We start from the raw sequence: 26,960 nt of genomic DNA on the forward strand, positions 1-26,960 counted from the left end.
CAGTCATTCCTGATGGGGAAAGAGAGTGTTATCGATCAGATCGCATAAGCAATTCACGGTGAGCATATGCATCTCCTGAATACGGGCGCTGCGGTGCGACGGAATGCGGATTTCCACATCCTGCGGACCCAGCAGTCCGGCGAGCTCTCCGCCATCATACCCGGTAAGCGCAACGATAGTCATATCGCGTGTCACCGCTGCTTCTACGGCCTTAACGATGTCACGGGTGTTGCCACGGGTCGAGATGGCCAGTAACACATCACCTGCGTGTCCCAGCGCGCGTACCTGCTTGGCATAGATCTCATCGTGCAGACGATCATTCCCAATCGCGGTCAGCATCACGTTGTCGGCACTTAACGCCAGCGCCGGTAAGCTGGGGCGTTCGGTCTCGAAACGATTGATCATGCTGGCGGCGAAGTGCTGGGCATTGGCGGATGAGGCACCGTTGCCACAGCTCAGGATTTTATTGCCATTCAATAACGACTGCACCAGCGTCATGGCCGCGCGGGAGATGGCATCGGGCAACGCCTCGGCTGCGGCAATCTGAGTCTGAATACTTTCGGTAAAACACGCTTTAATTCTTTCCTGCACACGACCACCTGGTTCTAAACGTCTGCATTAAAGGCATTCGGCAGCCACTCGAGCGCCGTGCCGGTAATGGCGATGATGTCGAAACGGCAATTCACTGTTTCAAAACTGCCGCCGCGTTGCGCCAGCCAGAGAGCGGCAGCGCGCAGCAGCTTTTGTTGTTTATTCCGGGTTACGCTGGCGAGCGCGCCACCATAACGCGCATCGCGTCGGTAGCGGACTTCAACAAACACCCAACAGTGCCCGTCACGCATAATCAGGTCAAGTTCACCATTGCGAAAGTGAACATTACTGGCGACCCATATCAGGCCAGCCTGCTCCAGATAGCGCCGGGCATCTTCTTCATGTCCGGCGCCAATCTGACGGCGATTTAGTTGGCCGGTGCGATTTCGCCCCGGCGATACTGATTCCATGTCAACTTCCTGTTGATCACACAATCCGTGTCGGCGCTGAGCTTGCCGGTATTGCCATCCAGCGTGAAGCCAGGTGACTGGCGCATCTGGTTAAAGTGGTTCGCCAGCGTCCAGGCATCCATACCCATGGCATAGAGGCGCACCAGCGAGTAGTCATTATTGAATGACTTCGATGTCTGCTGCATCAGGCCAGGATTGCTGCCGGAGAGCAGCGGAATATCGCTGAACTGCAGGCCATCCATTTCAAGCCGGAAGTCCGGGCCGGCACCAGCCTGCGCGCTGCGCGAACTGGCGTAGAGCGAGATGTTGCTGCGACTGCCGGTGCGCATGGTGATCATCGGTTTGATCAGCTGCAGTTCATCCTGGGTCGAGACGATGTAGACCGCATCGATGCCACCGCCGCTGCTGGTGCTGACCACATCAGGCGTGCTCTGTTGCGGTGCCGGAATGGTCAGGCCCGCAATGGAAACGCCCTGCGGCTCAGCAGGTGCCGCATTGACCGGCGTACCTGACAGGCTGATGCCCGCGCCGCTGTTAATGCCCTGTTTCAGCTCAGCGGTCGAGCCAAAGCGCTGCTGCATGACGGTGCTGCCACCCAGCGTCTGCCACTCCTGTGCAAAAGCGTTTGTCACGCGATCGCCAAGGCCGCTGCGCGGAACCAGCAGCAGCGGCTGACGTTTGCCCTGGTCCCAGATATGGTGCGCGGCATCGCGTGCTTCGTCTTCAGGAGAAAGCGCAAAGTAGCAGATATTCGGATGGTTCTGGATCTTTTCCGGCTCGTTGAGCGCCAGCACGTTTAAGGGTGTCTGGCTGTTGGCGACCTTCTCAACGTTGCTCTTCAGCAGTGGGCCAACCACGATAGTGGCGCCATCCTGCTGTGCCTGCTGCATCACCTGCTCAATCGGCTGGCTGCTGGTGTCATAGACCTTGATCTGAGCGCTGCTGGCCGGTGCGGCGGCGGCAGGCTGAGATTGAGGCTGTGACTGTGACTGAGGCTGTTGCTGTGGTGTGGTGGTAGCAGACTGCTGCGGTGCGCTGATCGGATCGGCAGACGATCCCGCAGCGGCGGCAGGTTGCGCGCTGGCTGTTGCATCCGCAGCGGCGGGCTGGGCAGTTGCTGCCGCAGGCTGTGCGACCGGCGCGGATACGCCGTTCTTCGCGTCGTTAAAGCCTTTCTGGATGGCATTCGCGAACACCTGTGCCTGGCCATTCAGCGGCAGCAGCAGCGCGATGATGCTGGTAGAGGCTTTGGTGTAGTTCTGCATCTGGCTCAGCTGCGTCGGTAACGTTTTGGCCGCCGGGTTCTGCGGATAGCGAGTCTGCCAGTCTTTGATGCCGGACTTCAGCATTTCTGCATCCTGGGCATTAGCACGCCAGACCGCGAGCAGATCCAGCCAGCCCTGCAGCACATTTTCGTCGGCATTGATCACCAGGTTGCTGGCTTCCTGTGGCGACATCTGCGTCAGGGTCTGCCAGGTAGCGTCAATATTGCTCTGATGATCGGCGTCTTTCAGCAGCGGTTCCTGAGCAATATAGTTGCGCAGCAGTGAGAGTGAAGGGCGGCCCTGCGCGCTGGCAATTTGCAGGCTGTAGTAACGCGCCAGCTGATCCTGCGACAGTGCGCTGGTCTTTACCGCTGCTAACAGCGGTTCAGCGTCTTTGGATTTCTGCTGGGCAATCAACAACTGCGCTTTCAGCAGCAGAGATTCCTGTTGCTGCGTCTCAGAGAGCTGCTGCGGCAACTGACTCAGTTGCTGAGTGGCCTCGGGATACTTTCCTTCCTTCAACAGGGCGCGGATTGCGAGTAATTGCCAGTCGGTCTTGCTATCATCGCTGCTTTGCTGCGCTTGCTGCAGATAGTAAGCGGAGCTGGCGGTGGCTGGCCCCTGAATATTGACGGTTGAGGTTTGCGGCGCCTGACCGCTACATGCGGCTAAAATCAGCCCTGCAAGAATGACAGGCAGAAAGCGTCCTGCTTTATGACGAACGACTTTTGAAGGAAGCATACTGTATCCAGTGATGTTTTTTTCAAGATGCTCAATATTAAATCGGCAATTCGGATGAAACAATGAAACAACTCGATCGGGCAGAGATTTCTGCCAGCACGCTCTACATCGTTCCAACCCCGATTGGTAATTTGGGTGATATCACCCAGCGGGCGCTGACGGTGCTTTCGAGCGTCGATCTGGTCGCTGCGGAAGATACACGTCATACCGGGCTGTTGCTACAACATTTCGCCATCAATGCGCGACTCTTCTCACTTCATGACCACAACGAGCAGCATAAGGCTGAGCTGCTGCTGACGAAGCTGCAAGAGGGTCAAAGCATAGCCTTAGTTTCCGATGCTGGCACGCCGCTGATTAACGATCCGGGCTACCATCTGGTGCGCCGCTGCCGTGAAGCGGGCATTCGTGTAGTGCCGCTACCGGGCGCCTGTGCCGCCATTGCCGCATTGAGCGCCGCAGGACTGCCATCCGATCGTTTCTGTTACGAAGGGTTTCTGCCCGCAAAAACCAAAGGCCGTTGCGATACCCTGCGAGCACTGGTGCAGGAGCCACGCACGCTGATTTTCTATGAATCAACCCATCGTTTAATCGACAGCCTGCAGGATATGGTGAGTGAGCTGGGGCCTGAGCGCTACGTTGTGCTGGCTCGTGAGCTGACCAAAACCTGGGAGTCGATTTATGGTGCGCCGGTCGGCGAGCTGCTGGCCTGGGTCAAAGAAGATGAAAATCGTCGCAAAGGCGAGATGGTGTTGATTGTTGAAGGGCACAAGGTTGACGATGACGATGCGTTACCGGCCGATGCGCTGCGTACGCTGGCGCTGTTGCAGAAAGAGCTGCCGTTGAAGCGCGCGGCTGCGCTGACCGCTGAGATCCACAGCGTAAAGAAGAATGCCCTTTATAAGTATGCGCTGGAGCAGCAAGAGGCGTGACAAATGCCTTCGGATGTCCTATTATCCCGCGCCGAAGCTGACCAGACAGTCGCCGCTTTGTCGTCGTCCTCACTTGTGGGGAGACGGGCAGAGGGGAGGAAAGTCCGGGCTCCATAGGGCAGGGTGCCAGGTAACGCCTGGGAGGCGCAAGCCTACGACCAGTGCAACAGAGAGCAAACCGCCGATGGCCCAGAAATGGGATCAGGTAAGGGTGAAAGGGTGCGGTAAGAGCGCACCGCGCGACTGGCAACAGTTCGTGGCACGGTAAACTCCACCCGGAGCAAGGCCAAATAGGGGTTCACAAGGTACGGCCCGTACTGAACCCGGGTAGGCTGCTTGAGCCAGTGAGCGATTGCTGGCCTAGATGAATGACTGTCCACGACAGAACCCGGCTTAACGGTCAGCTTCGACTTTTTACCAGAAACCCCGCTCCGGCGGGGTTTTTGCTTTTGCGGGCTATGTGCAGGCAGCGATGAATGACTGTCCACGACGCTCTCTATGAAAAGAACGCGGCTTAACGGTCAGCGTCGACTTTTTACCAGAAACCCCGCTCCGGCGGGGTTTTTGCTTTTGCGGGCTATGTGCAGGCAGCGATGAATGACTGTCCACGACGCTCTCTATGAAAAGAACGCGGCTTAACGGTCAGCGTCGACTTTTTACCAGAAACCCCGCTCCGGCGGGGTTTTTGCTTTTGCGGGCTATGTGCAGGCAGCGATGAATGACTGTCCACGACGCTCTCTATGAAAAGAACGCGGCTTAACGGTCAGCGTCGACGTTTTACCAGAAACCCCGCTCCGGCGGGGTTTTTGCTTTTGCGGGCTATGTGCAGGCAGCGATGAATGACTGTCCACGACGCTCTCTATGAAAAGAACGCGGCTTAACGGTCAGCTTCGACTTTTTACCAGAAACCCCGCTCCGGCGGGGTTTTTGCTTTTGCGGGCTATGTGCAGGCAGCGATGAATGACTGTCCACGACGCTCTCTATGAAAAGAACGTGGCTTACCGGTCAGCGTCGATTTTTTACCAAAAACCCCGCTTCGGCGGGGTTTTTGCTTTGTGGCGCTATACGAATGCAGCTTAACCGCGGCCGTGCGGTTCATCCCAGTCAAACGCTGGCCCAAGCGAAATCACGCCGTTCGGGTTAATGGTCTTGTGACTGCAATAGTAGTGGTGACGGATATGCGGCAGATTGACTGTCTCTGCAATGCCCGGCATCTGATAGATATCACGCAGGAAACCGCTCAGGTTTCTGTAATCACTGATCCGGTGGCGATCGCACTTAAAGTGAGTCACATAGACGGGATCAAAGCGCACCAGCGTGGTCCACAAACGCAGATCCGCTTCGGTCAGCTGATCACCGGTAAGATAGCGATGCTGGCCCAGGAGCTGCTCCAGTCGCGACAGCGAATGGAACAGCGCAGTCACTGCCTCATCGTACGCGGACTGCGACGTCGCAAAACCCGATTTATACACGCCGTTATTAACCGTATCGTAGATCCAGCCATTCAGCTCATCAATCTTCTCGCGCAGCGCTACCGGATAGTAGTCACCGGCACGGGCACCGACCGCATCAAACGCACTGTTGAACATGCGGATGATATCAGCCGATTCATTGCTGACGATGGTGTTCTGCTGCTTGTCCCATAATACCGGCACGGTTACACGGCCACTGTACTGCGGGTCAGCATGCAAATAGAGCTGATAAAGGAACTCGTTCTGATAGAGCTTATCGCCCGTCGCATCCTGAAAGGTGTCATCGAAGGTCCAGCCGTTCTCCAGCATCAACGGATGCACCACGGAGACGTCGATCATGCTATCCAGACCCTTCAGCTGACGCATCAGTAGCGTACGGTGCGCCCAGGGGCAGGCCAGCGAGACATAAAGATGATAGCGATCGCGCTCAGCAGCAAATCCCGCTTTGCCCACCGGACCGGCGCTACCGTCCGCCGTGACCCAGTTGCGAAAAGCCGACTCTGAACGTTTGAAACGTCCGCCAGTGGATTTGGTGTCGTACCAGGTGTCATGCCAGACACCGTCAATTAACTGTCCCATAGTGGCTCCAATGCAAACAGGGCGGGGTAATTTCCCCGCCCTGCTAAGTATATGTGGCATTACGCTTTATGTGAGATTAGCGCGCAATCGTCTGTGGTTTTCTTTTGCTGATCAGGCGATCAATGCTGTATGCGCCTGGACCCACCAGACCTAACACCAGGAAACCACCCGCGATAGAGAGGTTTTTCATGAACATCAACTGATTCACACCTTCGGCAAAGTTACTGTGAAACAGAAACGCGGTCAGGATGGTGAAGCCTGCAGTGAACAGGGCAGTGAAACGGGTCAGGAAACCAAACAGAATGGCCAGACCGCCGCCAAACTCCAGCAGAATAACCAGCGGCAGCATAAAGCCAGGGACGCCCATCGCTTCCATATATTGCTGAGTACCTGCATAACCGGTGATCTTGCCCCAGCCGGCCGTAATGAACAGGATTGGCATCAGGATGCGAGCCACTAATAAACCGACATCTTCGAATTTTTTCATCATCTACTCCAGCGCTATCAGGAATGCAGGGCAAACTGCCCGCAGGGTTTATGCCCGCTGAAAGCACTACTGCGTTCATTGGGTTGATGGCTGGAGATGATAATCGCGGAGTGGAAAGGTTGTAAGCGAGATATACTGTCTGTGTTTTTCAGAAAATCTGATGAAGAAAAGCCGGCCTTTTCAGGACCGGCTATTAACAAAATTAACGCGGTGGCAGAGCCGATTTAATCATGCGCCAGGTACTCCAGGCACCGAATCCCCGTTTGGCCCAGCGTAAGAGCTTACTGGGACTACGAATGGAGTAGACGGCCAGCGCGCTGCTGCCAATCGCCAGATAGCGACGTAAGCTGAGGAAAGTAAACCAGCCACGATCGTAATGGGCGGTCCCTTCCAGCCAGTCACGCCGCGCAGCGCTTAAATCCAGCCGCTGCTGCTGCACATGCTTAAGCAGTTCATGGATGCGTTCTTCACGCTCGCGGCGGCTCATCAGCGTTGTTCCTCAAGCAAATTACGATCAGTTTCCAGCTCTTTACGCGTATGGCGTAACAGCGTTGACTGACGCGACTTGTGAAGTGTCCAGAGTCCCAGAATGACCGCCAGCAGGAACAGTGTGCCGGTTGTGATGCCAATGGCCATCAGACGGTACTGTGCATCTACTGCCCAGATAATCAGAACCATCAGGCTCATCAGACCAAATGCAGTGAACAGCATTGTCAGGCCAACCATCAACAGCAGCTGAATCAGGTTAGCTTTCTCATGCTCCAGTTCCACCACTGCCAGACGAACACGCGTCTCGACCATGCCAACCAGCGTGGTCACAATACGCTGGCCGATGTTAATGACCCCTTTAGCCGGGCCGTGGTTGTGCTGTGAGTCAGCCATAGTTAACGACGCGAAATGAGCATGCCCAGTGCGACGCCAATCGCTGCACCGATGCCCACACCATGCCATGGATTTTCACGCACATAGCCTTCAGCTCTCTGTGCCGCTTCACGCGTAGTCGCAGCAATGCGCTCGCTTGATTCGCCCAGACGTTCACGTGAGCTGTCCAGCGCATCACGCGCTTTGCTGCGAAGTTTATCCAGCTCACCTTTGGATTTTTCAGTACTGCTGCTCAGTACTTCTTCCAGGGTATCGGCGAGGTTTTTCAGTTCAGCACGCAAATGTTCCGATGATGTGTCTTTAGACATAAAATACTCCTTTAACATCAGTTGGTTAATTCCAATTAATAGGGCTCCGCCTGTAACTTTTTCAGTTCCCGGCGCGCTTCATCCAGTTTTTGTTGTCGCTTAGCAATCTTTTCCCTGTCATGGCCCTCTTCACGCTCTTCCCTGAGTGCGTGCTCACGCTCTGCAACTTTCTGCTTTTGGGCGTTAATTCTTTCCAGATGGGCGGCTTCAAGCTTTTTATCGCTGCAATCTGCCCGGACTTCGGTCAGCGCGCGCTCCAGACCATTAACCCGGCGCTGGTTGTTATGCTTTTGCGCCATCCCAATTTCACGCTGAATATCCTGCTCTTTCTGCTCACACAGCGATTCTGCTGCCAGCAGCGAACCCGATAGCGAAAACAGAGCAATGCCCATCAATACTTGATATTTCATCGGTCCTGAACCTTCCATTGCGACCTGACTCCTCATCACCTGCGCGATCTTGTGCCTGCGGGTGCTCAGAATCGACTCTCGCTTAAGCATAGACACCGATAGTAAAAAGTTCAAAGAAGACCGGGAGATAGAGCGGCTTTCAGACCGTCGCGGCATGCGGCAACGGTCTGAAAAAGAGGGAGAGGGGGATTACGCCAGCGAAAGGTGCTGAGAGTGATCGTGCTGCGCCACAATAAAGCCTTGTGGCAACAGGCGGCGCAACACCTTCTGTGCTGCCAGACTCTGTTCTTCGCTGTCAAAATGAATGATCAGCGCATCACCCGCGGGCGTTATGCTTTTGATACGAATACCTTGTGCGCTTAATTGCTGATAGAGATAAAAACCATCTGGCAGCGTTGCACCTGCATGAGAAACCCGAATCTGCACCACTGTCTCGTGCTTCATCAAAGGTGGGATCGCACAGAGCGCGACCAGCGCAAACGCGCCAGCAATCAACCACGGTAACCACCGTTTAGGAATAGCCTGCAGCAGTTTCATTACTCGGCTTTCCCGTTTTGATTCGCCTGTCGTTTACGCCATAACACCACCAGCGATCCCACCAGGCCAAATACCAGCAGCGCCAGTGGCAGCATCATCAGGAAAAACATCATCTCATCTTCGTAACGACGGAAAATCGGGGTTTTTCCCAGCGCGAAGCCGATAACGGTCAAAATTACCACCCACAGGAATGCACTGACCCAGTTAAAGAACTGAAAACGGGCATTGCTGAGGCCTGACAGCCCGGCAATGGTGGGCAGCAGCGTTCGGACAAAGGCGATAAAGCGACCAATCAGCAGGGCAGATAAGCCGTGACGGTGAAACATGCTGTGCGCGCGCAGATGGTACTGGGCAGGCAGATGAGAGAGCCATTTCTGAACCGTGGGTGTATTACCCAGCCAGCGGCCCTGTATGTAACTCACCCAGCAGCCAAGACTGGCGCCGGTCGTCAGAACCAGAATCGTTAAAGGGAAACTCATGGTGCCTTTGGCAATCAGTACACCGACCAGAATCAGCAGACTGTCACCCGGCAGAAATGCGGCAGGAAGAAGGCCATTTTCTAAGAATAAAATCATGAACAACACGCCGTAAATGGCCCATACCAGCGTGGGATCGGAGAGAGTTTCATAGTCCTGTTGCCACAGGGCATGCAGCAACGCTTGCAAAATATCCATCAATCATTCCTGAACATCATTGTTAAACATGTCCCACAGGGACTTAAACGCAGACCGGCATTTCGTTATAAATTTTAGGCGCGCAGCCTGGGCGGGATTTTCCGGATCCTTCCAGAATCGATTGTTAAATCAGCAACTTTATAAACCCTTGTCGCAAAGGGTAATAAAAGGGCGATAACTGTAACAAAAATCGCCTGTCTGAGACAGTAAAACTCTCTTGCGAACAGGAGTTTTACCTTGTGAAACGCCCTGTAAAAAGGAGCTTTACATGACCTGACACTATTGCAGATTAACTGACCATCTCAGGCTGTTTTCAGGCGCTTTTAACGGGCGTTATTGGACCCATCAGGCAGGATGACCGGATTCTCACCGAACATGTAACGATCCACGTTAAATTCAAAATCATCCGCCGTCGCGTTAAACAGCATCTGTTTAGTATTTTCCAGATGTTGCCACATCGCCAGTTTGCTGGCGGCGGGATCTTTACGCATCAGCGCTTTGAGAATCTGATCGTGGTCGTCGCACCAGCTGAGAATGCTGCGCTGGTCGATATGTTCATGAAGTTTGAGCCAGTAGGGATTGTGCAGGCGGTGCAGCCACATTTTTTCAACGATGGCGGCTAAAGCACTGTTCTGGGTGGATTGCGCGATGCGCACATGAAACTGCATGTCCCACTCGGAATCACGGAAGTGATCCTCCTGGCGGGCTTTTTCCTGAATCGCCATCAGGTCGATAATGTCCTGACGCGTGACCTGGGTGGCTGCGAACTCGGCCACGTTACTTTCAATGAGCTGGCGCGCCTGCAGTAGCTCAAACGGGCCAAAGGTGGCAAATTCCAGCTGGCTGCTGGTGGGGGCGATGCGATTCTGCTGCTGGCTGGCAATGACGTGAATACCCGATCCTTTACGGACCTCAACATAGCCTTCTACTTCCAGCATGATGATCGCTTCACGGACAACGGTGCGGCTCACTTCCATCTCTTCGGCAATCAGGCGTTCAGCAGGCAGTTTGTCGCCCACCGGATAGATTCCGGTTTCAATGCGGCTTTTGAGCTCGCTGGCAAGCTGTTGGTAGAGTCGACGGGATTCAGTGAGGTCCATAGCACAATCCTGGTAGCAGACAGATAAGTTGTTATACCACTTCAGGCGGTGCGAGGAAATGGGCTGGCTCGCGCCAGCCCGGCAAATCAATTGTGAACGGCGCTGGCTGGTGGAATCACCGTTTCCGCTTCCAGCTCTGAAATCGGTTTATTTTTCAGGACTGTCCAGATCACTGCGGCACCCAGCAGATCGAACACCGCCAGGGCAGCAAACAGCGGGCTGAAGCCCAGCGTATCGGCCAGGGCACCCACGACCAGCGCAAACATCGTGCTGGCGGTCCAGGCTGCCATGCCGGTCAGGCCGTTAGCCGTCGCGACTTCATTACGGCCGAAAACGTCTGACGACAGGGTAATGAGCGCACCTGAAAGGGCCTGATGCGCAAAGCCGCCGACGCACAGCAGACCAATGGCAACGTAAGGGCTGGTGAACAGGCCAATGGTGCCCGGCGCAATCATTAACAGCGCACCCATCGTCACCACCATTTTACGGGAAACGATCAGGTTAACGCCGAACCAGCGCTGAAACAGCGGCGGCAGATAGCCGCCCAGGATGCAGCCGAAGTCCGCGAACAGCATCGGCATCCAGGCGAACATCGCAATCTCTTTCAGATTGAAGCCGTACACCTTAAACATAAACAGCGGAATCCAGGCGTTGAAGGTTCCCCACGCCGGTTCTGCCAGAAAACGCGGCAGAGCAATGCCCCAGAACTGGCGGTTACGGATAATCTGCAGCGCCGACATTTTGCGGGTGTTGCCGGTCTGATGCTGTGCTTCCTGACCGGAGATAATGTAGTCGCGCTCTTCATCACTCAGCTTCTTCTGCTGTTTCGGATGTTTGTAAAACACCAGCCAGCAGAGTGCCCAGACCATGCTCAGCACACCGGTCATGATAAAGGCCATCTGCCAGCTGTGTGCCACGATTGCCCAGACCACCAGCGGCGGAGCCAGCATCGCACCGATAGATGAACCGACGTTGAAGTAGCCTACCGCGACCGAACGCTCTTTGGCCGGGAACCACTCACTACTCGCTTTGAGACCCGCCGGGATCATCGCCGCTTCAGCCGCACCGACGGCACCACGCGCCAGAGCAAGGCCGCCCCAACTGCCTGCCATCGCCGTGGCGGCACAGAAGATTGCCCACAGCACAGCAAACACGGCGTAGCCGACTTTGGTGCCCAGCAGATCCAGCACATAACCCGCCACCGGTTGCATCAGCGTATAGCAGGCTGAATAGGCCGCAATGATGTATGAATACTGCTGCGTAGTGATATGCAGCTCTGTCATCAATGTCGGGGCCGCCACGGCGATGGTATTACGGGTCAGATACCCTAATACCGTACCGATCGTCACCAGTCCAATCATGTACCAGCGTAACCCTTTGATCTTACGCATCCTCTACCTCTTCCAGTTCTGTATGCGGTCTTGCCGCTGTTGTTATCTGGAGCGGGACAGCCCGTGATGCAGCTCTGCTCACGCCCGCAGGTTCTGTCTGAGCAACCCTGTTCTTACCTTGCCATTTGTGGGCCGCTAACGACCTCACGATAGGACGAGAGCCTAACTTGTTATACAACTTTAAAAGTTGAGAGCCATCACAAAAACCCTTTCTGCACTGTGGGATACTGGAAACCTGCGTAATGACAGCCATTTAGCGCGCTACGGGCGACAAAAATGTCCATAACGGTAGCCAGACATCGCCGTTTATGTGAGCAGGATCGCAAATAAATCCGTAACGGACTAAAATTGGTATGATAACTTTGGGCCATCAGTGGTTCAGTAGATGAGGAAGCATGTATGTCACGTTTCATGACCGAGGATTTTTTGCTGGATAGTGAATTCGCCCGCCGTCTCTATCACGACTACGCGAAGGATCAGCCGATTTTCGACTATCACTGCCACTTACCGCCGCAGCAGATTGCCGAAAATTATCGCTTTGCCAATCTTTATGACATCTGGCTGAAGGGCGATCACTACAAGTGGCGGGCAATGCGCGCCAACGGTGTGGCTGAGGCGTTCTGTACCGGCAACGCCAGCGATCGTGAAAAGTTTGACGCCTGGGCGCGTACCGTGCCGCACACCATCGGCAACCCGCTCTATCACTGGACCCACCTGGAATTACGCCGGCCTTTCGGCATTACCGACACGCTGCTTTCTGAGAAAACCGCCGACAATATCTGGCATCGCTGCAATGAACTGCTGGCGCAGGATAGCTTTACCACGCGAGGCATCATGCAGCAGATGAAGGTGAAGATGGTCGGCACCACAGACGATCCGCTGGATGACCTGCGCCATCACCGCGCGCTGGCAGACGACACCAGTTTCAGCGTTAAAGTGCTGCCGAGCTGGCGTCCGGACAAAGCCTTTAATATCGAAGCCGACACCTTCCTGCCGTGGATTGAGACGCTGGAACAACTGACCGACATCAGCGTGCAGCGTTTTGACGATCTGCGCAGCGCACTGTATCAGCGGCTGGATCACTTTGCGGCGCATGGCTGCAAAGTCTCCGATCACGCGCTGGATGTGGTCTGTTATGCCGAGGCGGACGACGCCACGCTGGATGCGATTCTGGCGCGCCGTCGCAGCGGTACAGCACCGAATCCGCACGAAACGGCGCAGTTCAAAACGGCGGTACTGGTCTGGCTGGGCAGCGAATATGCCCGCCGTGGCTGGGTACAGCAGTATCACATTGGCGCACTGCGCAATACCAACCCACGCCAGTACCAGTTGCTGGGGCCGGATGTGGGCTTTGACTCCATTAACGACCAGCCGCTGGCTGAACCGCTGGCCCGCCTGCTGGGCGCACAGAACCTTAATAATGCGCTGCCGAAAACCATCCTCTATTGCCTGAATCCGCGCGATAACGAAGTACTGGCGACGATGGCAGGCAACTTCCAGGGTGAAGGTCAGGCGGGGAAAATGCAGTTTGGTTCCGCCTGGTGGTTCAATGACCAGCTGGACGGTATGCAGCGTCAGATGACCCAGCTGGCGCAGATTGGCCTGCTGAGCCGCTTCGTCGGGATGCTGACCGACAGCCGCAGCTTCCTCTCTTACACCCGCCACGAATATTTCCGCCGGTTGCTGTGCCAGATGATTGGCCGCTGGGTAGAGCAGGGTGAAGCGCCAGCCGATGAAGCGCTGTTAGGCCAGATGGTTCAGAACATCTGCTTCAACAATGCCCGCGATTACTTCGGCATCGAGCTGGGAGCCTGATGATGAAAAGGCTAAACCGCCACGACTTCCCGGGCGCACGCTATCGCGACCGGGTGATTCAGTTCGGCGAAGGTAACTTCCTGCGCGTCTTTATTGACTGGCAGATTGACTGGCTGAATGAACATCAGGGCACCGATGCCGGAATTGTGGTGGTGCGGCCGCGCAACCGTGAAGTCAGCGACAGCCTGAATCAGCAGGATGGCCTCTACACCACGCTGATCCGCGGACTCAACGATCAGGGCGAGCAGGTCAGTGAAACCCGGCTGATCCGCAGCCTCAACCGTGAGATCCAGCCCTGGCAGCAGTTTGTTGAATTTATGGCGCTGGCCCGGAATCCCGACCTGCGCATGGTTTTCTCCAACACCACTGAGGCGGGCATCGCCTTTGTTGGCACGGATCAGCTCACCGATCAGCCCGCCAGCAGCTTCCCCGGCAAACTGACGCAGCTGCTGTGGGCGCGCTATTCCCATTTCAATGGCGCCAGCGATCGTGGCTGGCTGGTGGTGCCGTGTGAGCTGATTGACCATAACGGCGACGCGTTGCGCGATCTGGTGCTGCGTTACGCCGATCACTGGCATCTGCCATCCGAATTTAAAACCTGGGTTCATGAGCACTGTGCTTTCTATAACACCCTGGTTGACCGCATCGTTACCGGCTTTCCGGCGGAAAGCGAGCAGTTGCAACGTGAACTGGGTTATGAAGATCGCTATCTGGTGGCGGGCGAAGTCTACTACCAGTTTGTGATTCAGGGGCCGTCGGCGCTGTTCAGTGAACTGAAACTGGCGGCGCTGTCGCCACAGGTGCGTCATGTGGATGACATTGCGCCCTATAAAGCGCAGAAAGTGGCGATCCTCAATGGCGCACATACCGCGATGGTGCCGGTGGCGTTTCTGGCCGGTGTTGAAAGTGTCGGGGAGGCGATGGCCGATCCGGCGATTGCCGGATTTGTGGATAACCTGCTGCGTCATGAAGTGATCCCGACGCTGGATCTGCCAGCCGATGAACTGCACGCCTTTGCTGATGCGGTACAACGCCGCTTCCGCAATCCGTTCATTCGCCATGCGCTGCTGTCGATTGCGCTTAATGGCATGACCAAGTTCCGCACCCGTCTGTTGACGCCACTGCTTGCCGCGCATCAGCAAACGGGCAACTGGCCGACACACATCACTTTTGCGCTGGCGGCGCTGATCGCCTTTTATCGCGGCGAGTCAGCCGGTAAAAGCTGGCCATTACAGGATGAGCCGCAGTGGTTACAGCACTACGCCGACGCCTGGAAAGCACTTGATGCGGATCAGCTGTCACCGCAACAGCTGGTGCACGGCGTGCTTAGCGACGCGCAACACTGGGGCGAAGATTTAACCCGTCAGCCCGGACTGGCTACGGTTGTCACCCAACACCTGCAAAATATCATCGCCCACGGAATGCGTGAGGCGCTGAGCCAACTGAGATAACGCTATGCAAGACGCAATTAAAATTGATCCCCGCGACAATGTCGCCGTGGCGTTACGTGACTTAGAGGCGGGCGCCACCATAGAGCTGCCACCACTGAGTGTGTCGGTGCAACAGGCGGTCGGGCGCGGGCATAAATTTGCCCTGCAGCCTATCGCCCAGGATGAGCTGGTGATCAAGTATGGGTTGCCGATTGCCCATGCCACCCAGCCTGTGGCCGCCGGTGAGTTAATCCATTCGCAGAACGCCCGCACCAATCTCAGCGATCTGGATGAGTATGCGTATCAGCCTGAGTTCGTGACCTTACCGCCGCAGCCGGGTGATCGTGAGGTACAGATCTATCGTCGTGCTAACGGCGAAGTCGGCATCCGCAATGAGCTGTGGATCCTGCCGACCGTCGGCTGTGTAAACGGCATTGCGCGTCAGATCCTGCAGCGTTTCCTGAAAGAGACACAGGAGGCCGAAGGAATCGATGGCGCATTCCTGTTCAGCCACACCTTCGGCTGTTCGCAACTGGGGCAGGACCACGAAAATACCCGCACCATGCTGCAGAATATGGTGCGCCACCCTAATGCGGGTGCGGTGCTGGTGATTGGTCTCGGTTGTGAAAACAATCAGGTCGATGTTTTCCGTGAGACCCTCGGCGCGTTTGAAAGCGACCGGGTCGAATTTATGGTGTGCCAGCAGCATGATGATGAGGTTGAAGCCGGGCTGGAGCGCCTGCATGCCTTGTATGAAAAAATGCGGCATGACCGGCGTGAACCAGGCAAACTCAGCGAGCTGAAGTTTGGTCTGGAGTGCGGCGGTTCGGACGGTTTGTCTGGCATCACGGCCAACCCGTTACTGGGGCGTTTCTCGGACCAGATGATCGCCAATGGCGGCACGACTGTGCTGACCGAAGTGCCAGAAATGTTTGGCGCAGAGCGGATTCTGATGAGTCGCTGTCGCGACGAAGAGACCTTCGGCAAAACAGTCGCCATGATCAATGACTTCAAGCAGTACTTTATCGATCACCAGCAGCCCATCTACGAGAATCCGTCGCCGGGCAATAAAGCAGGCGGCATCACCACGCTGGAAGAGAAGTCACTGGGCTGTACTCAGAAAGCGGGGCAGAGCCAGGTCGTCGATGTGCTGAAGTATGGCGAGCGGTTAAAAACGCCTGGTCTCAATCTGCTGAGTGCGCCGGGCAATGATGCGGTCGCTACCAGTGCGCTGGCAGGAGCCGGTTGCCACATGGTGCTGTTCAGTACCGGACGCGGCACGCCATATGGCGGTTTTGTGCCAACAGTGAAGCTGGCGACCAACACGCCGCTGGCGGAGAAGAAACCGCACTGGATCGACTTTAATGCCGGACGGTTGATCGAGGGCATGAGCATGGATGCGCTGCTGGAAGATTTTGTCGACAGCATTGTGGCGATTGCCAGCGGTCAGCCGACCAACAACGAGAAGAACGACTTCCGCGAGCTGGCGATTTTCAAAAGTGGTGTGACGTTATAGTCTGCCGGACGAAATGGCGGCCTTGAGGTCGTCATTACCGTCGGTTAATCCTGTGCCCTTCGCGGATGGCAGAGTCCGATCGCAAAGTCGCTTAAAGCATCCCTGCTCGCTCGGCCCGCGCCTTCCCTGGCGCGGGACGCTTTGCTCTTCGGACTCTGCCACCCGCTCTTTGAGCTTTTGAGCTATCTGAAAGATTAAGCCCGGCTGGTTTCGCGCTCTGCTTCTGCCTGACAGACGGCGGCAGTAAACAGAATGTCAGTCGAGGAATTCAGCGCGGTTTCCGCCGAATCCTGCAGTACGCCGATAATAAAGCCGACCGCCACCACCTGCATCGCCAGGTCATTCGGAATACCGAACATATTGCAGGCTACCGGAATCAGCAGCAGCGAACCGCCCGCCACGCCCGATGCACCACAAGCGCAGAGTGACGCCACCAGACTCAGCAGAATCGCCGTCGGCACATCAATGCTGATCCCCAGCGTATGCACCGCCGCCAGCGTCAGCACGGTAATCGTGATCGACGCACCCGCCATACTGATGGTTGCGCCCAGCGGAATCGACACCGAATAGGTATCCTCATCCAGATCCAGACGTTTCGCCAGCGCCATATTCACCGGAATGTTGGCAGCAGAACTGCGGGTAAAGAAGGCGGTGACGCCACTTTCACGCAGGCAGGTGAAGACCAGTGGATAAGGGTTACGGCGGATTTTAGAGAACACTAACATCGGGTTCACCACCAGTGCCATCAGCAGCATACAGCCGATCAACAGCGCCAGCAGATGCGCATATTGCCACAGTGCCCCAAAGCCGGTTGAAGCCAGAATCGATGCCACCAGACCGAAAATACCGACTGGCGCGCAGCGGATGACGCAGCGTACCAGCCAGGTTACGGCATGAGACGCATCATTCAGCAAGGCGCGGGTGCTGTCACTGCTGTGACGGAACGCCAGCCCCAGGCCAATGGCCCACACCAGAATGCCAATATAGTTAGCCTGCATCAGCGCGGTGATTGGGTTGGCGACCATGCTCATCAGCAGCCCATGGAGCACTTCGGTGATGCCGGAAGGAGGAACGATTTCCGTGGTGCCTGCCGCCAGTGTAAGTGTCTGCGGAACCAGATGGCTGAAGACCACCGCGACCACCGCAGCGAAAAAGGTGCTCAGCAGATAGAGCATGATAATTGGCCGGATATTACTTTTCTGGCCCTGCTGGTGGTTGGCAATCGAGGCGATCACCAGCATCAGTACCAGCAATGGCGCGACCGCTTTCAGCGCACTGACAAACAGTTCACCCAGCAGACCGACTGCCAGCGCGGCATCGTGTGAAATCCAGGCGAGCGCCACACCAGCGATCAGCCCAATCAAGATTTGCTTCACCAGGCTTCCGGCGAGCAGCGTGCCCAGTCGTGCGGAGAAAGTTTTCTGCATAATATTTTCTGTATTTTGTCGCGGATGTAGTTTCAGACGCGATGTTTTACATCGGCTAAAACGGTTTGCCCGGCGGAGTATAAGGAAAACATCAGATGAGAAAAGAGAAAGTTCTGTCAGTGTGGCGCAGGTCAGATTTTAATTATGCTGAATAGTGGAAGTGTGACAGAGGGATGAAATGGCACGACAGTCTGTCGCAAAATAAAACAGGGGCATACGCTGCCCCTGCAGGTAATTATGGTGCGATCTTTTTCTGATCTCTTTTGCGGTTAACCCAGGCATTAATCAGCAGGGTTGAGGCCAGAATGGCGCCGACCACACCCAGTGAGATACCAACCGGGATATGGTACAGGTCCACAATCAGCATCTTAAAGCCGATAAACACCAGCACAATCGCCAGACCATACTTCAGCATCGAGAAGCGTTCTGCCACGTTTGCCAGCAGGAAGTACATGGCACGCAAGCCCAGGATAGCGAAGAGGTTTGAGGTCAGCACGATGAACGGGTCGGTGGTTACGGCGAAAATGGCCGGGATACTGTCGACGGCAAAGATCACATCGCTGAGTTCCACCATGATTAGCACCAGCAGCAGCGGGGTCGCAAACAGCACGCCGTTTTTGCGGGTAAAGAACTTCTCGCCGTCGAGATCATCGGTCATGCGTAAATGCTTACGCAACCAGCGCACCACCGGTTTGTCACCCACTGCACCGTCATCCTCTTTTGCCAGCGCCATCTTCACACCGGTAAACAGCAGGAAGGCACCGAACACATAGAGGATCCAGCTGAACTGGGTGACCAGCCAGCTACCGGCAAAGATCATGATAGTACGCAGCACGATAGCGCCTAACACACCGTAGATCAGTACACGGCGCTGCAGGTTAGCCGGAATAGAGAAGTAGCTGAACAGCATCAGCCAGACGAAGACGTTATCTACCGCCAGCGCTTTTTCCAGAACGTAGCCGGTCAGGAAGGCGAGCGTCTGGGTGTTAGCGACTTCACGTCCCACGCTGCCCTCCAGATACCACCAGAAAGCGGCGCTAAACAGCAGTGAGACGGAAACCCAGATCAGCGACCAGACAGCCGCCTGTTTGAAAGACATGGTCTGCGCGCCGCGGCGTCCCTGCAACAGCAGGTCGATAGCCAGCATGATAAGCACCACAACCGCAAAGCTGCCCCAGAGTAAAGGCGTACCCACAGTTTGCATATTCGTATCCTGTCTTAAAAAGAAAAAAAACGGCTGAAGTCAGAAGACGTCAGCCGCTTATTTTTGTGTAAGCAAACCTCGCCTTCCGGCAAGGTCTCACTTACAACACAGAAATCGATTCCGGGTTGCCTGATGACCGGATGCTTTCGCAACGTAGTGACGATCAATCAGCTTACAAGTTACTCCCCTTTGCAGGAGAGTAAGTTACGGTTTAGCCGCACAGGAAGCAACCTATCTCAGACATATTTAGAAATATTTACACAGCAGCCTGATCGGCCGGGAAGATGACACCGGTCTGGCGGCGGATTTCGGTCAGAAGCGCGGCGGTAATCCGCGAAACCTCCAGTCCGGGATGGTCCACCTGACGCTGCTCAACCAGCCGTGCAAACGCAGCCGCTTCATATAGCATGGTGTTGATATGCTGCGGCTCACTCAGCGCCTGCTTTTCAGCACCACGAGGAATAAAGTTCAGCTTCTGGCACTCCGAAAGCTTCTCAATGACCAGCGTACCCGCTTCACCCTGAATTTCGCTGGGCAGTGAAGAGTCACTCACCTTGGAATGCAGAATCGTCACGTCGAAATCGCCGTAGCTCAGCACCACCACGCCATGGGCATCCACGCCGCTCGCCAGCAACGTCGCGGTGGCCTGCACACGGTCTGGCTCGCCCCATAGTGCTACTGCCGATGCCAGGCAGTAATAACCGATATCCATGACTGAGCCATTCGACCAGCGGGGATCAAAGGTATTAGGGTTCTCGCCGTTGAGATAACGCGGATAACGTGAGGAGTACTGGCAGTAATTCAGCAGGGCTTTTCGCAGTGTACCCACGTCTGGCAGCGCCTGCTTCAGCCGCTGGAAGTTTGGCAGGCTGGCGGTTTTAAACGCCTCGAACAGCACCACCTGATGCTCACGGGCGCAGGCGATCATCTGCTCCACTTCCGCCAGGTTAGAGGCCAGCGGTTTTTCGCAAATCACATGCTTGCCGTGCGACATAAACAGCAGCGCCTGCTGGCAGTGCAGGGCATTGGGGCTGGCAAGATAGACCGCGTCGATCTCCGGGCAGGCGGCCAGGGCATCCAGTGAGGTAAAGGTCTGTTTGCAGGGATAATCAGCAATAAAGGCGTCGGCCTGCTGCTGACTGCGTGAGTAGACCGCACAGAGCTTCATCGCTCCGGTTTCATGGGCGGCATCAATAAACTGGCGTGTAATCCAGTTTGTTCCCACAATGGCAAAACGAATCACGTCATCTCTCCGGCAGCGTTAAAGCGGCAGAGTAACATCTCCCCGAGGCGGTGCAAGGGGGCCGGGTACGCAAGGATTGATCCTGCGATCCGCATTCCAATAATATGCTGAAGCCATGATATTCAGGCATCAACCAGGGAGCGAAGGTGAAAGCAAGTAAGCACGCATTAAACTGGACCACACTACTGATCGCCATTCCGGTCGGGTGTGCGGCGTCGCTGGTGACGCTGGCTTTTCGCGGCGTGATAGAACTGATCAACCATCTGCTCTTTGCCCGCAGTGGCGAAATTACCGAATCCCTGCATCTCTGGCCGTGGATCTTCTGGCCGCTGCTGGTGGGGGCGGGCGGGGTGCTGGCGGGCTATTTTTTGCGTTATGCGGTCGCCATTGAGCAACAGCAGACGGTGAAAACGGATTATCTTGAAGTGATCAACGCCCGACTCGATGCGGTACCGACACGAACCTCGCTGTTCCGTGCCTTATCGTCGATTGCCAGTATCGGCAGCGGTGCGTCGATCGGTAAAGAGGGGCCGATGGTACAGCTTTCGGCGCTGTGCGGCAGTGCGATTGGCCGCCTGTTACCGGCCTCACTGAACCTGAAAAACAGTGACGTGGTGGCGATGGCGGCTGCGGCGGGCCTGGCGTCGGTCTATCATGCGCCACTGGCCTCAGCGATTTTTGTGGCGGAGATTGCGTTTGGTATTTCTGCGCTGCAGCGGCTGATCCCTCTGATTATCGCGTCGGCGACAGCGGTGATGACCATGTGGACGCTGGGCTTCCGCAGCGCGCTCTATCCGCTGGCAGACGCAAACTTCGCCATGGATCTCAGCAGCCTGTTGATGACGGTGGTCATTGGTTTGAGCGCCGGTCTGGCGGGCTGGCTTCTGATTAAATGCATCGCCCGCAGCAAAGTACTGTTCAGCGGCATCGCTTCTCTGCCCTTGCGCCTGGGCGCGGGTGGATTCGCCGTCGGCTTACTGGCGCTGATCTCTACTGATATTCTCGGCAACGGCTACGAAGTCATCGTCAAAGTCATGGCAGGCGACTATCTGCTGCCGGGATTACTGTTGTTGCTGGTGCTGAAAACCCTCGCCACCAGCCTGTCTGTGGGGTCGAACGCTGTCGGCGGACTCTTTACGCCTTCGCTGCTGATAGGCGCGCTGCTTGGGGTGATTATCGCGATGATCGGGGCGGCGCTGCATTTGCCGCTGGGCAATGTGCTGCTTTATGCCGCGATTGGCATGGCAGCGGTGCTGGCGGCGGTCAGTCAGGCGCCATTGATGGCGATGCTGATGGTGCTGGAGATGACGCTGAATAGCAGCCTGCTGTTTCCGCTGATGATTGCCACCGTGCTGGCGTCGATGGTGGTCTATCGCCTGCAATCCGCCAGTACCTATCCGGTCGTAAGTCATCACTTCAGCCGTTCAGAGGCGAAGTATGATTTCGATAACATGCGTATAGCTGAGCTGATTATTCCCGGTGCGGCATTGCAGCCGGAGGAGTCAGTGGGGCAGGCGCTGGCGGTCAGTTCGCTGAAGCGTGAGCGCTACGTCTATGTGATCAACGCCGCAGGTGCTTTCCTCGGTGTGGTCTCGATCCATGAGATTTCGCGCCGGGTGCTGGCGCAGGAAATTACTCTCGACTCACCGGTACAGTGTGTCATGGATCAGGATTTCCCGGTGGTCTATCAGAATCAGAGTATGCGTGAGGGGTGGGAGGCGTTTGCGGCGGTGACGCTGGAACGACTGCCGGTGCTGAATAATCCCCAGGAGCGACGCTTTCTGGGGGCGCTGACTAAAACCAGCCTGATTCAGAAAGCGCAGGAGTTTCTTTAAGCCGCATTGCCGCGCATCGCCTGGTCAGTCATCCACAGGCGTGCGTCAAATTCGAGCTGGTGGTAATCCGGCTCCATATGGCAGCAGAGCTGGTAAAACGCTTTATCGTGGTCTTTCTCTTTCAGGTGGGCCAGCTCATGCACCACGATCATCCGCAGAAATGGCTCAGGGGCGAGGCGGAAAAAGGTTGAGATACGGATTTCCGCTTTCGCCTTGAGTTTGCCGCCCTGAATCCGCGAGATAGCCGTGTGCAGTCCAAGTGCATGCTTCATCACCTTGATCTTGTTATCCCACATCACTTTGCTGATTGGCGGCGCGTTGCGCATATAGCGGTTTTTCAGCGCCTGCGTGTAGTCATACAGCGCCTTATCACTCATCACGTCGTGGGTGTCAGGATAGCGTTCCTGCAGAAATGCACCTAAGCGCTGGTGGGCGATTAGCGTCTGGACCTGCTCAAGAAGAGGGGCAGGATAACCCTGAAGGTAGATCAGTGAGGACATTAGGGATTCCTGGCGAAAGACAGTATACTGCGCCCCCGATTTTGGGGCGAAAATCAATCAGAGTGTACCACGCCGGAGAATTCATGAGCCAACTTGAACTGAACGATCGCACACTGATCCTGCATCGCTTCCCGCAGATGCGTGACGAAAGTCCATTACAAGCCTGGGATGCGGCTGATGAATACCTGTTACAGCAGGCGCTGCCAGAAGGACCCGTGCTGATCTTCAACGACAGCTTCGGGGCGTTAACCTGCGCCCTGAATCCGCGCACTGTCTGGCACGTCAGCGACTCCTGGCTGAGCCAGCAGGCCGCCCGCCAAAATCTGAGCTTCAATGAGATGGATGACAGCAACGTACACTTTGTTGATAGCCTGGCTGAGCTGCCCGCGGCTCCGGCGGCGGTGCTGATTAAAGTGCCTAAAACGCTGGCGTTGCTGGAGCATCAGTTGCGTGCCATTCGTGAAGTCGTCACGCCTGATACGGTGATTGTGGCGGCGGCGCGCGCCAAAGAGATCCACAACTCGACTCTGCAGCTGTTCGAACAGATCATCGGTGAAACCAAAACCTCACTGGCCTGGAAAAAAGCGCGCCTGATCTACAGCCAGTTCAGTCAGCCTGAACTGCGTGAGGCCACGCCGACGCTGGTCTGGCCGCTGGATGGCACCCCTTATCAGATCCACAACTACGCTAACGTCTTCTCGCGTTCTTCGCTGGATATCGGCGCACGGCTGTTTGTGCAGCATCTGCCTGAAAACATTGAAGGTGAGATTGTCGATCTGGGCTGTGGCAACGGTGTGGTAGGGCTGGTGGCGCTGGAGCAGAACCCGCAGGCCGAGGTGCATTTCCTTGATGAGTCTTATATGGCGGTCGCCTCCAGCAAGCTTAACGTGGAAGTAAACCGTCCTGATGACCTGTCGCGCTGTCAGTTCCTGGTGAATAACGTGCTGAGCGGCTATCCATCAGATCGGCTGCACGCGGTGCTGTGCAACCCGCCATTCCATCAGCAGCACGCTGTTACCGATCATCTGGCATGGCAGATGTTCCGCGATGCGAAACGCTGCCTTCAGTATGGCGGCGAGTTGCGCATTGTCGGCAACCGCCACCTCGATTATCACCACAAGCTGAAAAAGTTGTTCGGCAACTGTACGCTGATCGCCTCAAACCAGAAGTTTGTGGTGCTGCGCGCGGTGAAAATGCGCTAGTCAGATCGTCAAAGCGAGTTGCGTTGCCTGCGCAATCGCGCGGCGCGCATCCAGTTCCTCCGCGACATCTGCGCCGCCTATTACGGTTACCACCTGTCCTTTTGCACGCAGCGCGGCTTCCAGTTCGCGCTGCGGCTCCTGGCCGGCACAGATAATCACGTTATCCACCTCCAGCAGCAGCGTTTCACCGTTACGCCGCACGTGCAGGCCGCTGTCATCAATGGCCAGATATTCAATGCCGCCCCACATCTCCACGCCGCGCGCCTGAAGGCTGGTGCGATGAATCCAGCCGGTCGTTTTTGCCAGCCCGGCACCCGGTTTCCCTGATCGGCGCTGCAATAGCCAGATTTGCCGTGATGCGGCAGGCGGCTGTGGGGCAACCAGGCCGCCGCGCTGTGTCAGGCTGTGGTCGATGCCCCATTCGGCGTAAAACGCCGCCAGGTCCTCGTCATGCGACGGCTGAGACAGATACTCCGCCACATCAAAGCCAATCCCACCCGCGCCAATAATCGCCACCCGTTTACCCACCGGGCGCTTATCGCGCAGCACCTCCAGATAACTCAGCACACTGGGGTGATGGATGCCCGGAATAGCCGGTGTACGCGGCTTAATGCCGGTTGCGAGCACCACTTCATCTGCATCACTCAGGGTATCTGCCGTGACCCGCCGGCCGGTCTGAACTGTCACGCCTGCTGCTGCCAGCTGATAGCGGAAATAACGCAGTGTTTCACTGAACTCAGATTTGCCGGGGATCTGCCGGGCAATATTGAACTGACCGCCAATCTCGGGCGCGGCCTCATAGAGCGTCACCTGATGTCCGCGCTGCGCCGCCTGCAGGGCAAACGCCATCCCGGCCGGGCCGGCACCCACCACTGCCAGTCTGCGCGGTGCGGTGCTGGCGATGACCGGCATCAGCGACTCATGGCAGGCGCGCGGATTGACCAGGCAGGAGGTGATTTTACCGGCGAACACCTGGTCAAGGCAGGCCTGATTACAGGCGATGCAGGTGTTGATGCTGTCCGGTTCGCCGCGCTGCGCTTTGCTGACAAAGGCGGGGTCGGCGAGGAAAGGGCGTGCCATCGACACCATATCGGCACAGCCCGACTGCAACAGGGCCTCAGCGACAGCGGGATGGTTAATACGGTTGGTGGCGATCACCGGCACCGAAACGTGGGCACGCAGGCGCTGCGTCACCCATGCAAAGGCCGCGCGCGGCACGCAGGTGGCGATGGTCGGGATGCGCGCTTCGTGCCAGCCGATGCCGGTATTGAACAGCGTGACGCCGCACTGTTCCAGCTCGCCCGCCAGCAACAGGGTCTCCTCCAGCGAACTGCCTTCTTCGATCAGGTCGAGCATCGACAGCCGGAAGATAATGATAAAGGCGTCGCCGGTAGCTGCGCGAACCGCGCGGGTAATCGCCAGTGCGAACTGCATCCGCTGGCGGAAGTCGCCGCCCCAGCGGTCGGTGCGCTGATTGGTGTGTTTCACCAGAAACTGATTAATCAGGTAGCCTTCGGACCCCATGATCTCCACACCATCGTAACCTGCCTGCTGGGCCAGCCGCGCGCAGCGGGCGAAGTCCTCAATGGTCTGTTCAATCGCCGTCTCGCTCATCGCCTGTGGCGTAAACGGGTTGATGGGTGCCTGACGGGCGGAGGGCGCGACCAGATCGGGCTGATAGCTGTAACGACCGGTATGCAGGATCTGCAGTGCAATTTTTCCCTGATGCTGATGCACCGCTTCTGTGATTTGTCGATGCCAGCTGCATTGTGCTTCGTCGGTGAGCATCGCGCCATGCGCGGTGGTAACACCCTGCGCATTGGGGGCGATGCCGCCGGTGACAATCAGCGCTACGCCTTCCCGTGCCCGCTCGCCGTAGAACGCCGCCAGCCGGGCTGCGCCATCCGGATGCTCTTCCAGGCCGGTATGCATCGACCCCATCAGAAAGCGGTTTCTCAGGCGGGTAAAGCCAAGATCCAGCGGCGTAAACAGCGCAGGATAATCAGGATTGACGGACATGGTAGTCACTCACAGCAAAGTGGTCGGATGAGTTTACTCTAGCCACTTCTGCATTAAAAAAAAGTGAAAGAATGTCAGGGTGTGAGTGAAATCATAAACATCGGCAGGTGAGCAGGGCGAGCGTGCGCAGGGAACCCGGGCCTTAAGCAACACGGCCATCCGTGGCGTGCGTGGCTTTTAATGTTTCTGGCTCTGAAACCGTTAACGCCGCCGGATCCACGAATAGCGCGAACGATAGCCGCTGCTATGGTGGGTATTGAAGCGGTAGCTGGAACCGCTCTCGGCCATGCAATAGGTGCAGACATTAACGTTGTCGATCTGCGCGGCCGGCACACCCGCGTTGACCAGCAGCTGCGTCGCCAGTGCGGGCAGATCGAACCAGACACCCTGCTGATGGGCTGCGGCCTGTGGACGTTGTGCTTGTGGGTTTACCGGTTGATTCCGGTGCCAGCGTAACCCGCTGGTAAACGCTGGGTTCTGCGCAATCTCCGCCAGCTGCGGTTCGGCCAGCTCATAGCAGCAGGGGCCCATCGCCGGGCCAATCGCCACCACCAGATCCTGTGGGTTGCAGCCCTGCTCGCCCAGTTTTTCTACCGCGCGGGTCAGCACACCCGCCAGCGTACCCTTAAGTCCGGCATGCACCGCCGCCACGATCCGCTGTTGGCGGTCGGCGAACAGCACCGGCAGACAATCGGCGGTGTAGACCGCCACCGGTCGCGTTCCGCTGCCGATCACGCCATCGGACTCACAGCTTTTGGGCGGAATGTTCTCACTATCGGTGACCACGGTTGCGCTGTGGCGCTGATGTCCATAGGCGGCATCGGCGGGAGGCGGCTCACCGGCTGGCTGAAACGCATAATCGAGCCACTCCAGCGAATCGAGCAACGGCGAGCGCGGGATCACGGCCATAAGAATCTCCTGTTATAACAGCGTGCGTTGGGCTGCCAACAGCTTACGTTAACTGCTACATTTTTGAAGCTTCTCCTCAGACCT

At 56.5% G+C, this 26,960-nt stretch carries 25 protein-coding genes and 1 other RNA gene; 7 read left to right on the forward strand and 19 right to left on the reverse strand.

The genetic code is table 11. The features are described from left to right. Window positions 1-3 precede the first annotated feature (3 nt). Genes diaA through EE896_RS02850 form a run of 3 tightly spaced genes read right to left on the reverse strand, consistent with a single transcriptional unit; the run spans window position 4 to window position 3,007 of the window. Window positions 4-591 (reverse strand): DnaA initiator-associating protein DiaA, encoded by a 588-nt coding sequence (gene diaA, locus EE896_RS02840; protein ID WP_003855538.1) that lies wholly within the window; start codon window positions 589-591, stop codon window positions 4-6. Between the two features lie 14 nt (window positions 592-605). Beyond that, window positions 606-1,001, reverse strand: a complete 396-nt coding sequence (locus tag EE896_RS02845) for a YraN family protein (RefSeq protein ID WP_140916443.1) — start codon at window positions 999-1,001, stop codon at window positions 606-608. Next, window positions 959-3,007, reverse strand: a complete 2,049-nt coding sequence (locus EE896_RS02850; RefSeq protein WP_140916444.1) for a penicillin-binding protein activator — start codon at window positions 3,005-3,007, stop codon at window positions 959-961. Before EE896_RS02850 ends, EE896_RS02845 begins: the two co-directional genes overlap by 43 nt. 62 nt (window positions 3,008-3,069) lie before the next feature. Between EE896_RS02850 and rsmI the strand changes: the two genes are divergently transcribed. Together rsmI and rnpB are read left to right on the forward strand one after the other, a co-directional pair. Beyond that, window positions 3,070-3,936, forward strand: a complete 867-nt coding sequence (gene rsmI, locus EE896_RS02855) for a 16S rRNA (cytidine(1402)-2'-O)-methyltransferase (protein WP_140916445.1) — start codon at window positions 3,070-3,072, stop codon at window positions 3,934-3,936. A 33-nt stretch (window positions 3,937-3,969) separates the two neighbouring features. Continuing rightward, window positions 3,970-4,348: RNase P RNA component class A (gene rnpB / locus EE896_RS02860), an RNA gene on the forward strand. 664 nt (window positions 4,349-5,012) lie between these two features. Here the strand turns inward: rnpB and EE896_RS02865 are convergent. From EE896_RS02865 to EE896_RS02910, 10 genes are all read right to left on the reverse strand, one after another. After that, on the reverse strand, window positions 5,013-5,987 hold the full coding sequence (locus EE896_RS02865; RefSeq protein ID WP_008925771.1) for a glutathione S-transferase family protein: 975 nt from the start codon (window positions 5,985-5,987) through the stop codon (window positions 5,013-5,015). Window positions 5,988-6,063: 76 nt separating this feature from the next. Beyond that, a complete protein-coding gene (locus tag EE896_RS02870; protein WP_110410973.1) occupies window positions 6,064-6,474 on the reverse strand; it encodes a DoxX family protein in 411 nt (136 codons plus the stop codon). Between the two features lie 202 nt (window positions 6,475-6,676). After that, window positions 6,677-6,961, reverse strand: a complete 285-nt coding sequence (locus EE896_RS02875) for a YqjK-like family protein (protein WP_033733988.1) — start codon at window positions 6,959-6,961, stop codon at window positions 6,677-6,679. Then, window positions 6,961-7,356: a phage holin family protein gene (locus EE896_RS02880; protein ID WP_003850226.1), complete on the reverse strand. Its 396-nt coding sequence runs from the start codon at window positions 7,354-7,356 to the stop codon at window positions 6,961-6,963. The genes EE896_RS02875 and EE896_RS02880 overlap by 1 nt, the downstream gene beginning before the upstream one ends. Before the next feature lie 2 nt (window positions 7,357-7,358). Beyond that, a complete protein-coding gene (locus EE896_RS02885; protein WP_003850224.1) occupies window positions 7,359-7,664 on the reverse strand; it encodes an ElaB/YgaM/YqjD family protein in 306 nt (101 codons plus the stop codon). A gap of 35 nt (window positions 7,665-7,699) precedes the next feature. Next, window positions 7,700-8,074 (reverse strand): DUF1090 domain-containing protein, encoded by a 375-nt coding sequence (locus tag EE896_RS02890; RefSeq protein WP_033743157.1) that lies wholly within the window; start codon window positions 8,072-8,074, stop codon window positions 7,700-7,702. Between the two features lie 189 nt (window positions 8,075-8,263). Next, window positions 8,264-8,611 carry an EnvZ/OmpR regulon moderator MzrA gene (gene mzrA, locus EE896_RS02895; RefSeq protein ID WP_003850221.1) on the reverse strand — a complete coding sequence of 116 codons (348 nt, stop codon included), beginning with the start codon at window positions 8,609-8,611 and terminating at the stop codon, window positions 8,264-8,266. Beyond that, window positions 8,611-9,285 (reverse strand): DedA family protein, encoded by a 675-nt coding sequence (locus EE896_RS02900; RefSeq protein WP_003850219.1) that lies wholly within the window; start codon window positions 9,283-9,285, stop codon window positions 8,611-8,613. Before EE896_RS02900 ends, mzrA begins: the two co-directional genes overlap by 1 nt. Before the next feature lie 323 nt (window positions 9,286-9,608). After that, window positions 9,609-10,385: a transcriptional regulator ExuR gene (exuR, locus tag EE896_RS02905; protein ID WP_003850218.1), complete on the reverse strand. Its 777-nt coding sequence runs from the start codon at window positions 10,383-10,385 to the stop codon at window positions 9,609-9,611. Window positions 10,386-10,471: 86 nt separating this feature from the next. Next, window positions 10,472-11,776, reverse strand: a complete 1,305-nt coding sequence (locus tag EE896_RS02910) for an MFS transporter (protein WP_003850215.1) — start codon at window positions 11,774-11,776, stop codon at window positions 10,472-10,474. A gap of 399 nt (window positions 11,777-12,175) precedes the next feature. On the opposite strand from EE896_RS02910, the gene uxaC reads away from it, so the two are divergent. The 3 genes from uxaC to EE896_RS02925 are packed head-to-tail and all read left to right on the forward strand — an operon-like array spanning window position 12,176 to window position 16,537. Continuing rightward, window positions 12,176-13,591 (forward strand): glucuronate isomerase, encoded by a 1,416-nt coding sequence (uxaC, locus tag EE896_RS02915; protein WP_140915759.1) that lies wholly within the window; start codon window positions 12,176-12,178, stop codon window positions 13,589-13,591. A gap of 2 nt (window positions 13,592-13,593) precedes the next feature. Continuing rightward, window positions 13,594-15,042 carry a tagaturonate reductase gene (locus EE896_RS02920; RefSeq protein ID WP_140915767.1) on the forward strand — a complete coding sequence of 483 codons (1,449 nt, stop codon included), beginning with the start codon at window positions 13,594-13,596 and terminating at the stop codon, window positions 15,040-15,042. A gap of 4 nt (window positions 15,043-15,046) precedes the next feature. Beyond that, the gene (locus EE896_RS02925) at window positions 15,047-16,537 is read left to right on the forward strand and encodes a UxaA family hydrolase (RefSeq protein WP_039659399.1); all 1,491 of its coding nucleotides are present in this window, start codon (window positions 15,047-15,049) and stop codon (window positions 16,535-16,537) included. Window positions 16,538-16,731: 194 nt separating this feature from the next. Here the strand turns inward: EE896_RS02925 and sstT are convergent, their stop codons facing one another. The 3 genes from sstT to EE896_RS02940 form a co-directional block, all read right to left on the reverse strand. Next, window positions 16,732-17,964 (reverse strand): serine/threonine transporter SstT, encoded by a 1,233-nt coding sequence (gene sstT, locus EE896_RS02930; protein ID WP_039659397.1) that lies wholly within the window; start codon window positions 17,962-17,964, stop codon window positions 16,732-16,734. A gap of 235 nt (window positions 17,965-18,199) precedes the next feature. Further along, a complete protein-coding gene (locus EE896_RS02935) occupies window positions 18,200-19,168 on the reverse strand; it encodes a TerC family protein (RefSeq protein WP_003850208.1) in 969 nt (322 codons plus the stop codon). Window positions 19,169-19,424: 256 nt separating this feature from the next. Then, on the reverse strand, window positions 19,425-20,411 hold the full coding sequence (locus EE896_RS02940; RefSeq protein WP_140915760.1) for a Gfo/Idh/MocA family protein: 987 nt from the start codon (window positions 20,409-20,411) through the stop codon (window positions 19,425-19,427). Between the two features lie 146 nt (window positions 20,412-20,557). On the opposite strand from EE896_RS02940, the gene EE896_RS02945 reads away from it, so the two are divergent. Further along, a complete protein-coding gene (locus EE896_RS02945) occupies window positions 20,558-22,246 on the forward strand; it encodes a chloride channel protein (protein ID WP_003850202.1) in 1,689 nt (562 codons plus the stop codon). On the opposite strand, the gene EE896_RS02950 is transcribed toward EE896_RS02945, so the two are convergent. Continuing rightward, the gene (locus tag EE896_RS02950; protein WP_003850199.1) at window positions 22,243-22,746 is read right to left on the reverse strand and encodes a M48 metallopeptidase family protein; all 504 of its coding nucleotides are present in this window, start codon (window positions 22,744-22,746) and stop codon (window positions 22,243-22,245) included. The two genes, EE896_RS02945 and EE896_RS02950, sit on opposite strands and share 4 nt — an antisense overlap. Window positions 22,747-22,829: 83 nt before the next feature. Between EE896_RS02950 and rlmG the strand changes: the two genes are divergently transcribed. Beyond that, the gene (rlmG, locus tag EE896_RS02955) at window positions 22,830-23,948 is read left to right on the forward strand and encodes a 23S rRNA (guanine(1835)-N(2))-methyltransferase RlmG (RefSeq protein ID WP_008925760.1); all 1,119 of its coding nucleotides are present in this window, start codon (window positions 22,830-22,832) and stop codon (window positions 23,946-23,948) included. On the opposite strand, the gene EE896_RS02960 is transcribed toward rlmG, so the two are convergent. Both EE896_RS02960 and EE896_RS02965 read right to left on the reverse strand, forming a co-directional pair. Then, window positions 23,949-25,967 (reverse strand): NADPH-dependent 2,4-dienoyl-CoA reductase, encoded by a 2,019-nt coding sequence (locus EE896_RS02960; protein WP_140915761.1) that lies wholly within the window; start codon window positions 25,965-25,967, stop codon window positions 23,949-23,951. Between the two features lie 201 nt (window positions 25,968-26,168). Then, window positions 26,169-26,876 carry a purine nucleoside phosphorylase YfiH/LACC1 family protein gene (locus tag EE896_RS02965; protein ID WP_140915762.1) on the reverse strand — a complete coding sequence of 236 codons (708 nt, stop codon included), beginning with the start codon at window positions 26,874-26,876 and terminating at the stop codon, window positions 26,169-26,171. Window positions 26,877-26,960 lie beyond the last annotated feature (84 nt).

Source organism: Pantoea eucalypti (genome assembly GCF_009646115.1).
Classification (GTDB): Bacteria; Pseudomonadota; Gammaproteobacteria; order Enterobacterales; family Enterobacteriaceae; genus Pantoea; species Pantoea eucalypti.

What these genes read in the sequence shown, in the direction of transcription:
- EE896_RS02845 (WP_140916443.1), bottom strand. Translation starts at nt 1,001, where the DNA reads ATGGAATCAGTATCGCCGGGGCGAAATCGCACCGGCCAACTAAATCGC.
- EE896_RS02850 (WP_140916444.1), bottom strand. Translation starts at nt 3,007, where the DNA reads ATGCTTCCTTCAAAAGTCGTTCGTCATAAAGCAGGACGCTTTCTGCCT.
- rsmI (WP_140916445.1), top strand. Translation starts at nt 3,070, where the DNA reads ATGAAACAACTCGATCGGGCAGAGATTTCTGCCAGCACGCTCTACATC.
- EE896_RS02865 (WP_008925771.1), bottom strand. Translation starts at nt 5,987, where the DNA reads ATGGGACAGTTAATTGACGGTGTCTGGCATGACACCTGGTACGACACC.
- EE896_RS02870 (WP_110410973.1), bottom strand. Translation starts at nt 6,474, where the DNA reads ATGAAAAAATTCGAAGATGTCGGTTTATTAGTGGCTCGCATCCTGATG.
- EE896_RS02875 (WP_033733988.1), bottom strand. Translation starts at nt 6,961, where the DNA reads ATGAGCCGCCGCGAGCGTGAAGAACGCATCCATGAACTGCTTAAGCAT.
- EE896_RS02880 (WP_003850226.1), bottom strand. Translation starts at nt 7,356, where the DNA reads ATGGCTGACTCACAGCACAACCACGGCCCGGCTAAAGGGGTCATTAAC.
- EE896_RS02885 (WP_003850224.1), bottom strand. Translation starts at nt 7,664, where the DNA reads ATGTCTAAAGACACATCATCGGAACATTTGCGTGCTGAACTGAAAAAC.
- EE896_RS02890 (WP_033743157.1), bottom strand. Translation starts at nt 8,074, where the DNA reads ATGAAATATCAAGTATTGATGGGCATTGCTCTGTTTTCGCTATCGGGT.
- mzrA (WP_003850221.1), bottom strand. Translation starts at nt 8,611, where the DNA reads ATGAAACTGCTGCAGGCTATTCCTAAACGGTGGTTACCGTGGTTGATT.
- EE896_RS02900 (WP_003850219.1), bottom strand. Translation starts at nt 9,285, where the DNA reads ATGGATATTTTGCAAGCGTTGCTGCATGCCCTGTGGCAACAGGACTAT.
- exuR (WP_003850218.1), bottom strand. Translation starts at nt 10,385, where the DNA reads ATGGACCTCACTGAATCCCGTCGACTCTACCAACAGCTTGCCAGCGAG.
- EE896_RS02910 (WP_003850215.1), bottom strand. Translation starts at nt 11,776, where the DNA reads ATGCGTAAGATCAAAGGGTTACGCTGGTACATGATTGGACTGGTGACG.
- uxaC (WP_140915759.1), top strand. Translation starts at nt 12,176, where the DNA reads ATGTCACGTTTCATGACCGAGGATTTTTTGCTGGATAGTGAATTCGCC.
- EE896_RS02920 (WP_140915767.1), top strand. Translation starts at nt 13,594, where the DNA reads ATGAAAAGGCTAAACCGCCACGACTTCCCGGGCGCACGCTATCGCGAC.
- EE896_RS02925 (WP_039659399.1), top strand. Translation starts at nt 15,047, where the DNA reads ATGCAAGACGCAATTAAAATTGATCCCCGCGACAATGTCGCCGTGGCG.
- sstT (WP_039659397.1), bottom strand. Translation starts at nt 17,964, where the DNA reads ATGCAGAAAACTTTCTCCGCACGACTGGGCACGCTGCTCGCCGGAAGC.
- EE896_RS02935 (WP_003850208.1), bottom strand. Translation starts at nt 19,168, where the DNA reads ATGCAAACTGTGGGTACGCCTTTACTCTGGGGCAGCTTTGCGGTTGTG.
- EE896_RS02950 (WP_003850199.1), bottom strand. Translation starts at nt 22,746, where the DNA reads ATGTCCTCACTGATCTACCTTCAGGGTTATCCTGCCCCTCTTCTTGAG.
- rlmG (WP_008925760.1), top strand. Translation starts at nt 22,830, where the DNA reads ATGAGCCAACTTGAACTGAACGATCGCACACTGATCCTGCATCGCTTC.
- EE896_RS02960 (WP_140915761.1), bottom strand. Translation starts at nt 25,967, where the DNA reads ATGTCCGTCAATCCTGATTATCCTGCGCTGTTTACGCCGCTGGATCTT.
- EE896_RS02965 (WP_140915762.1), bottom strand. Translation starts at nt 26,876, where the DNA reads ATGGCCGTGATCCCGCGCTCGCCGTTGCTCGATTCGCTGGAGTGGCTC.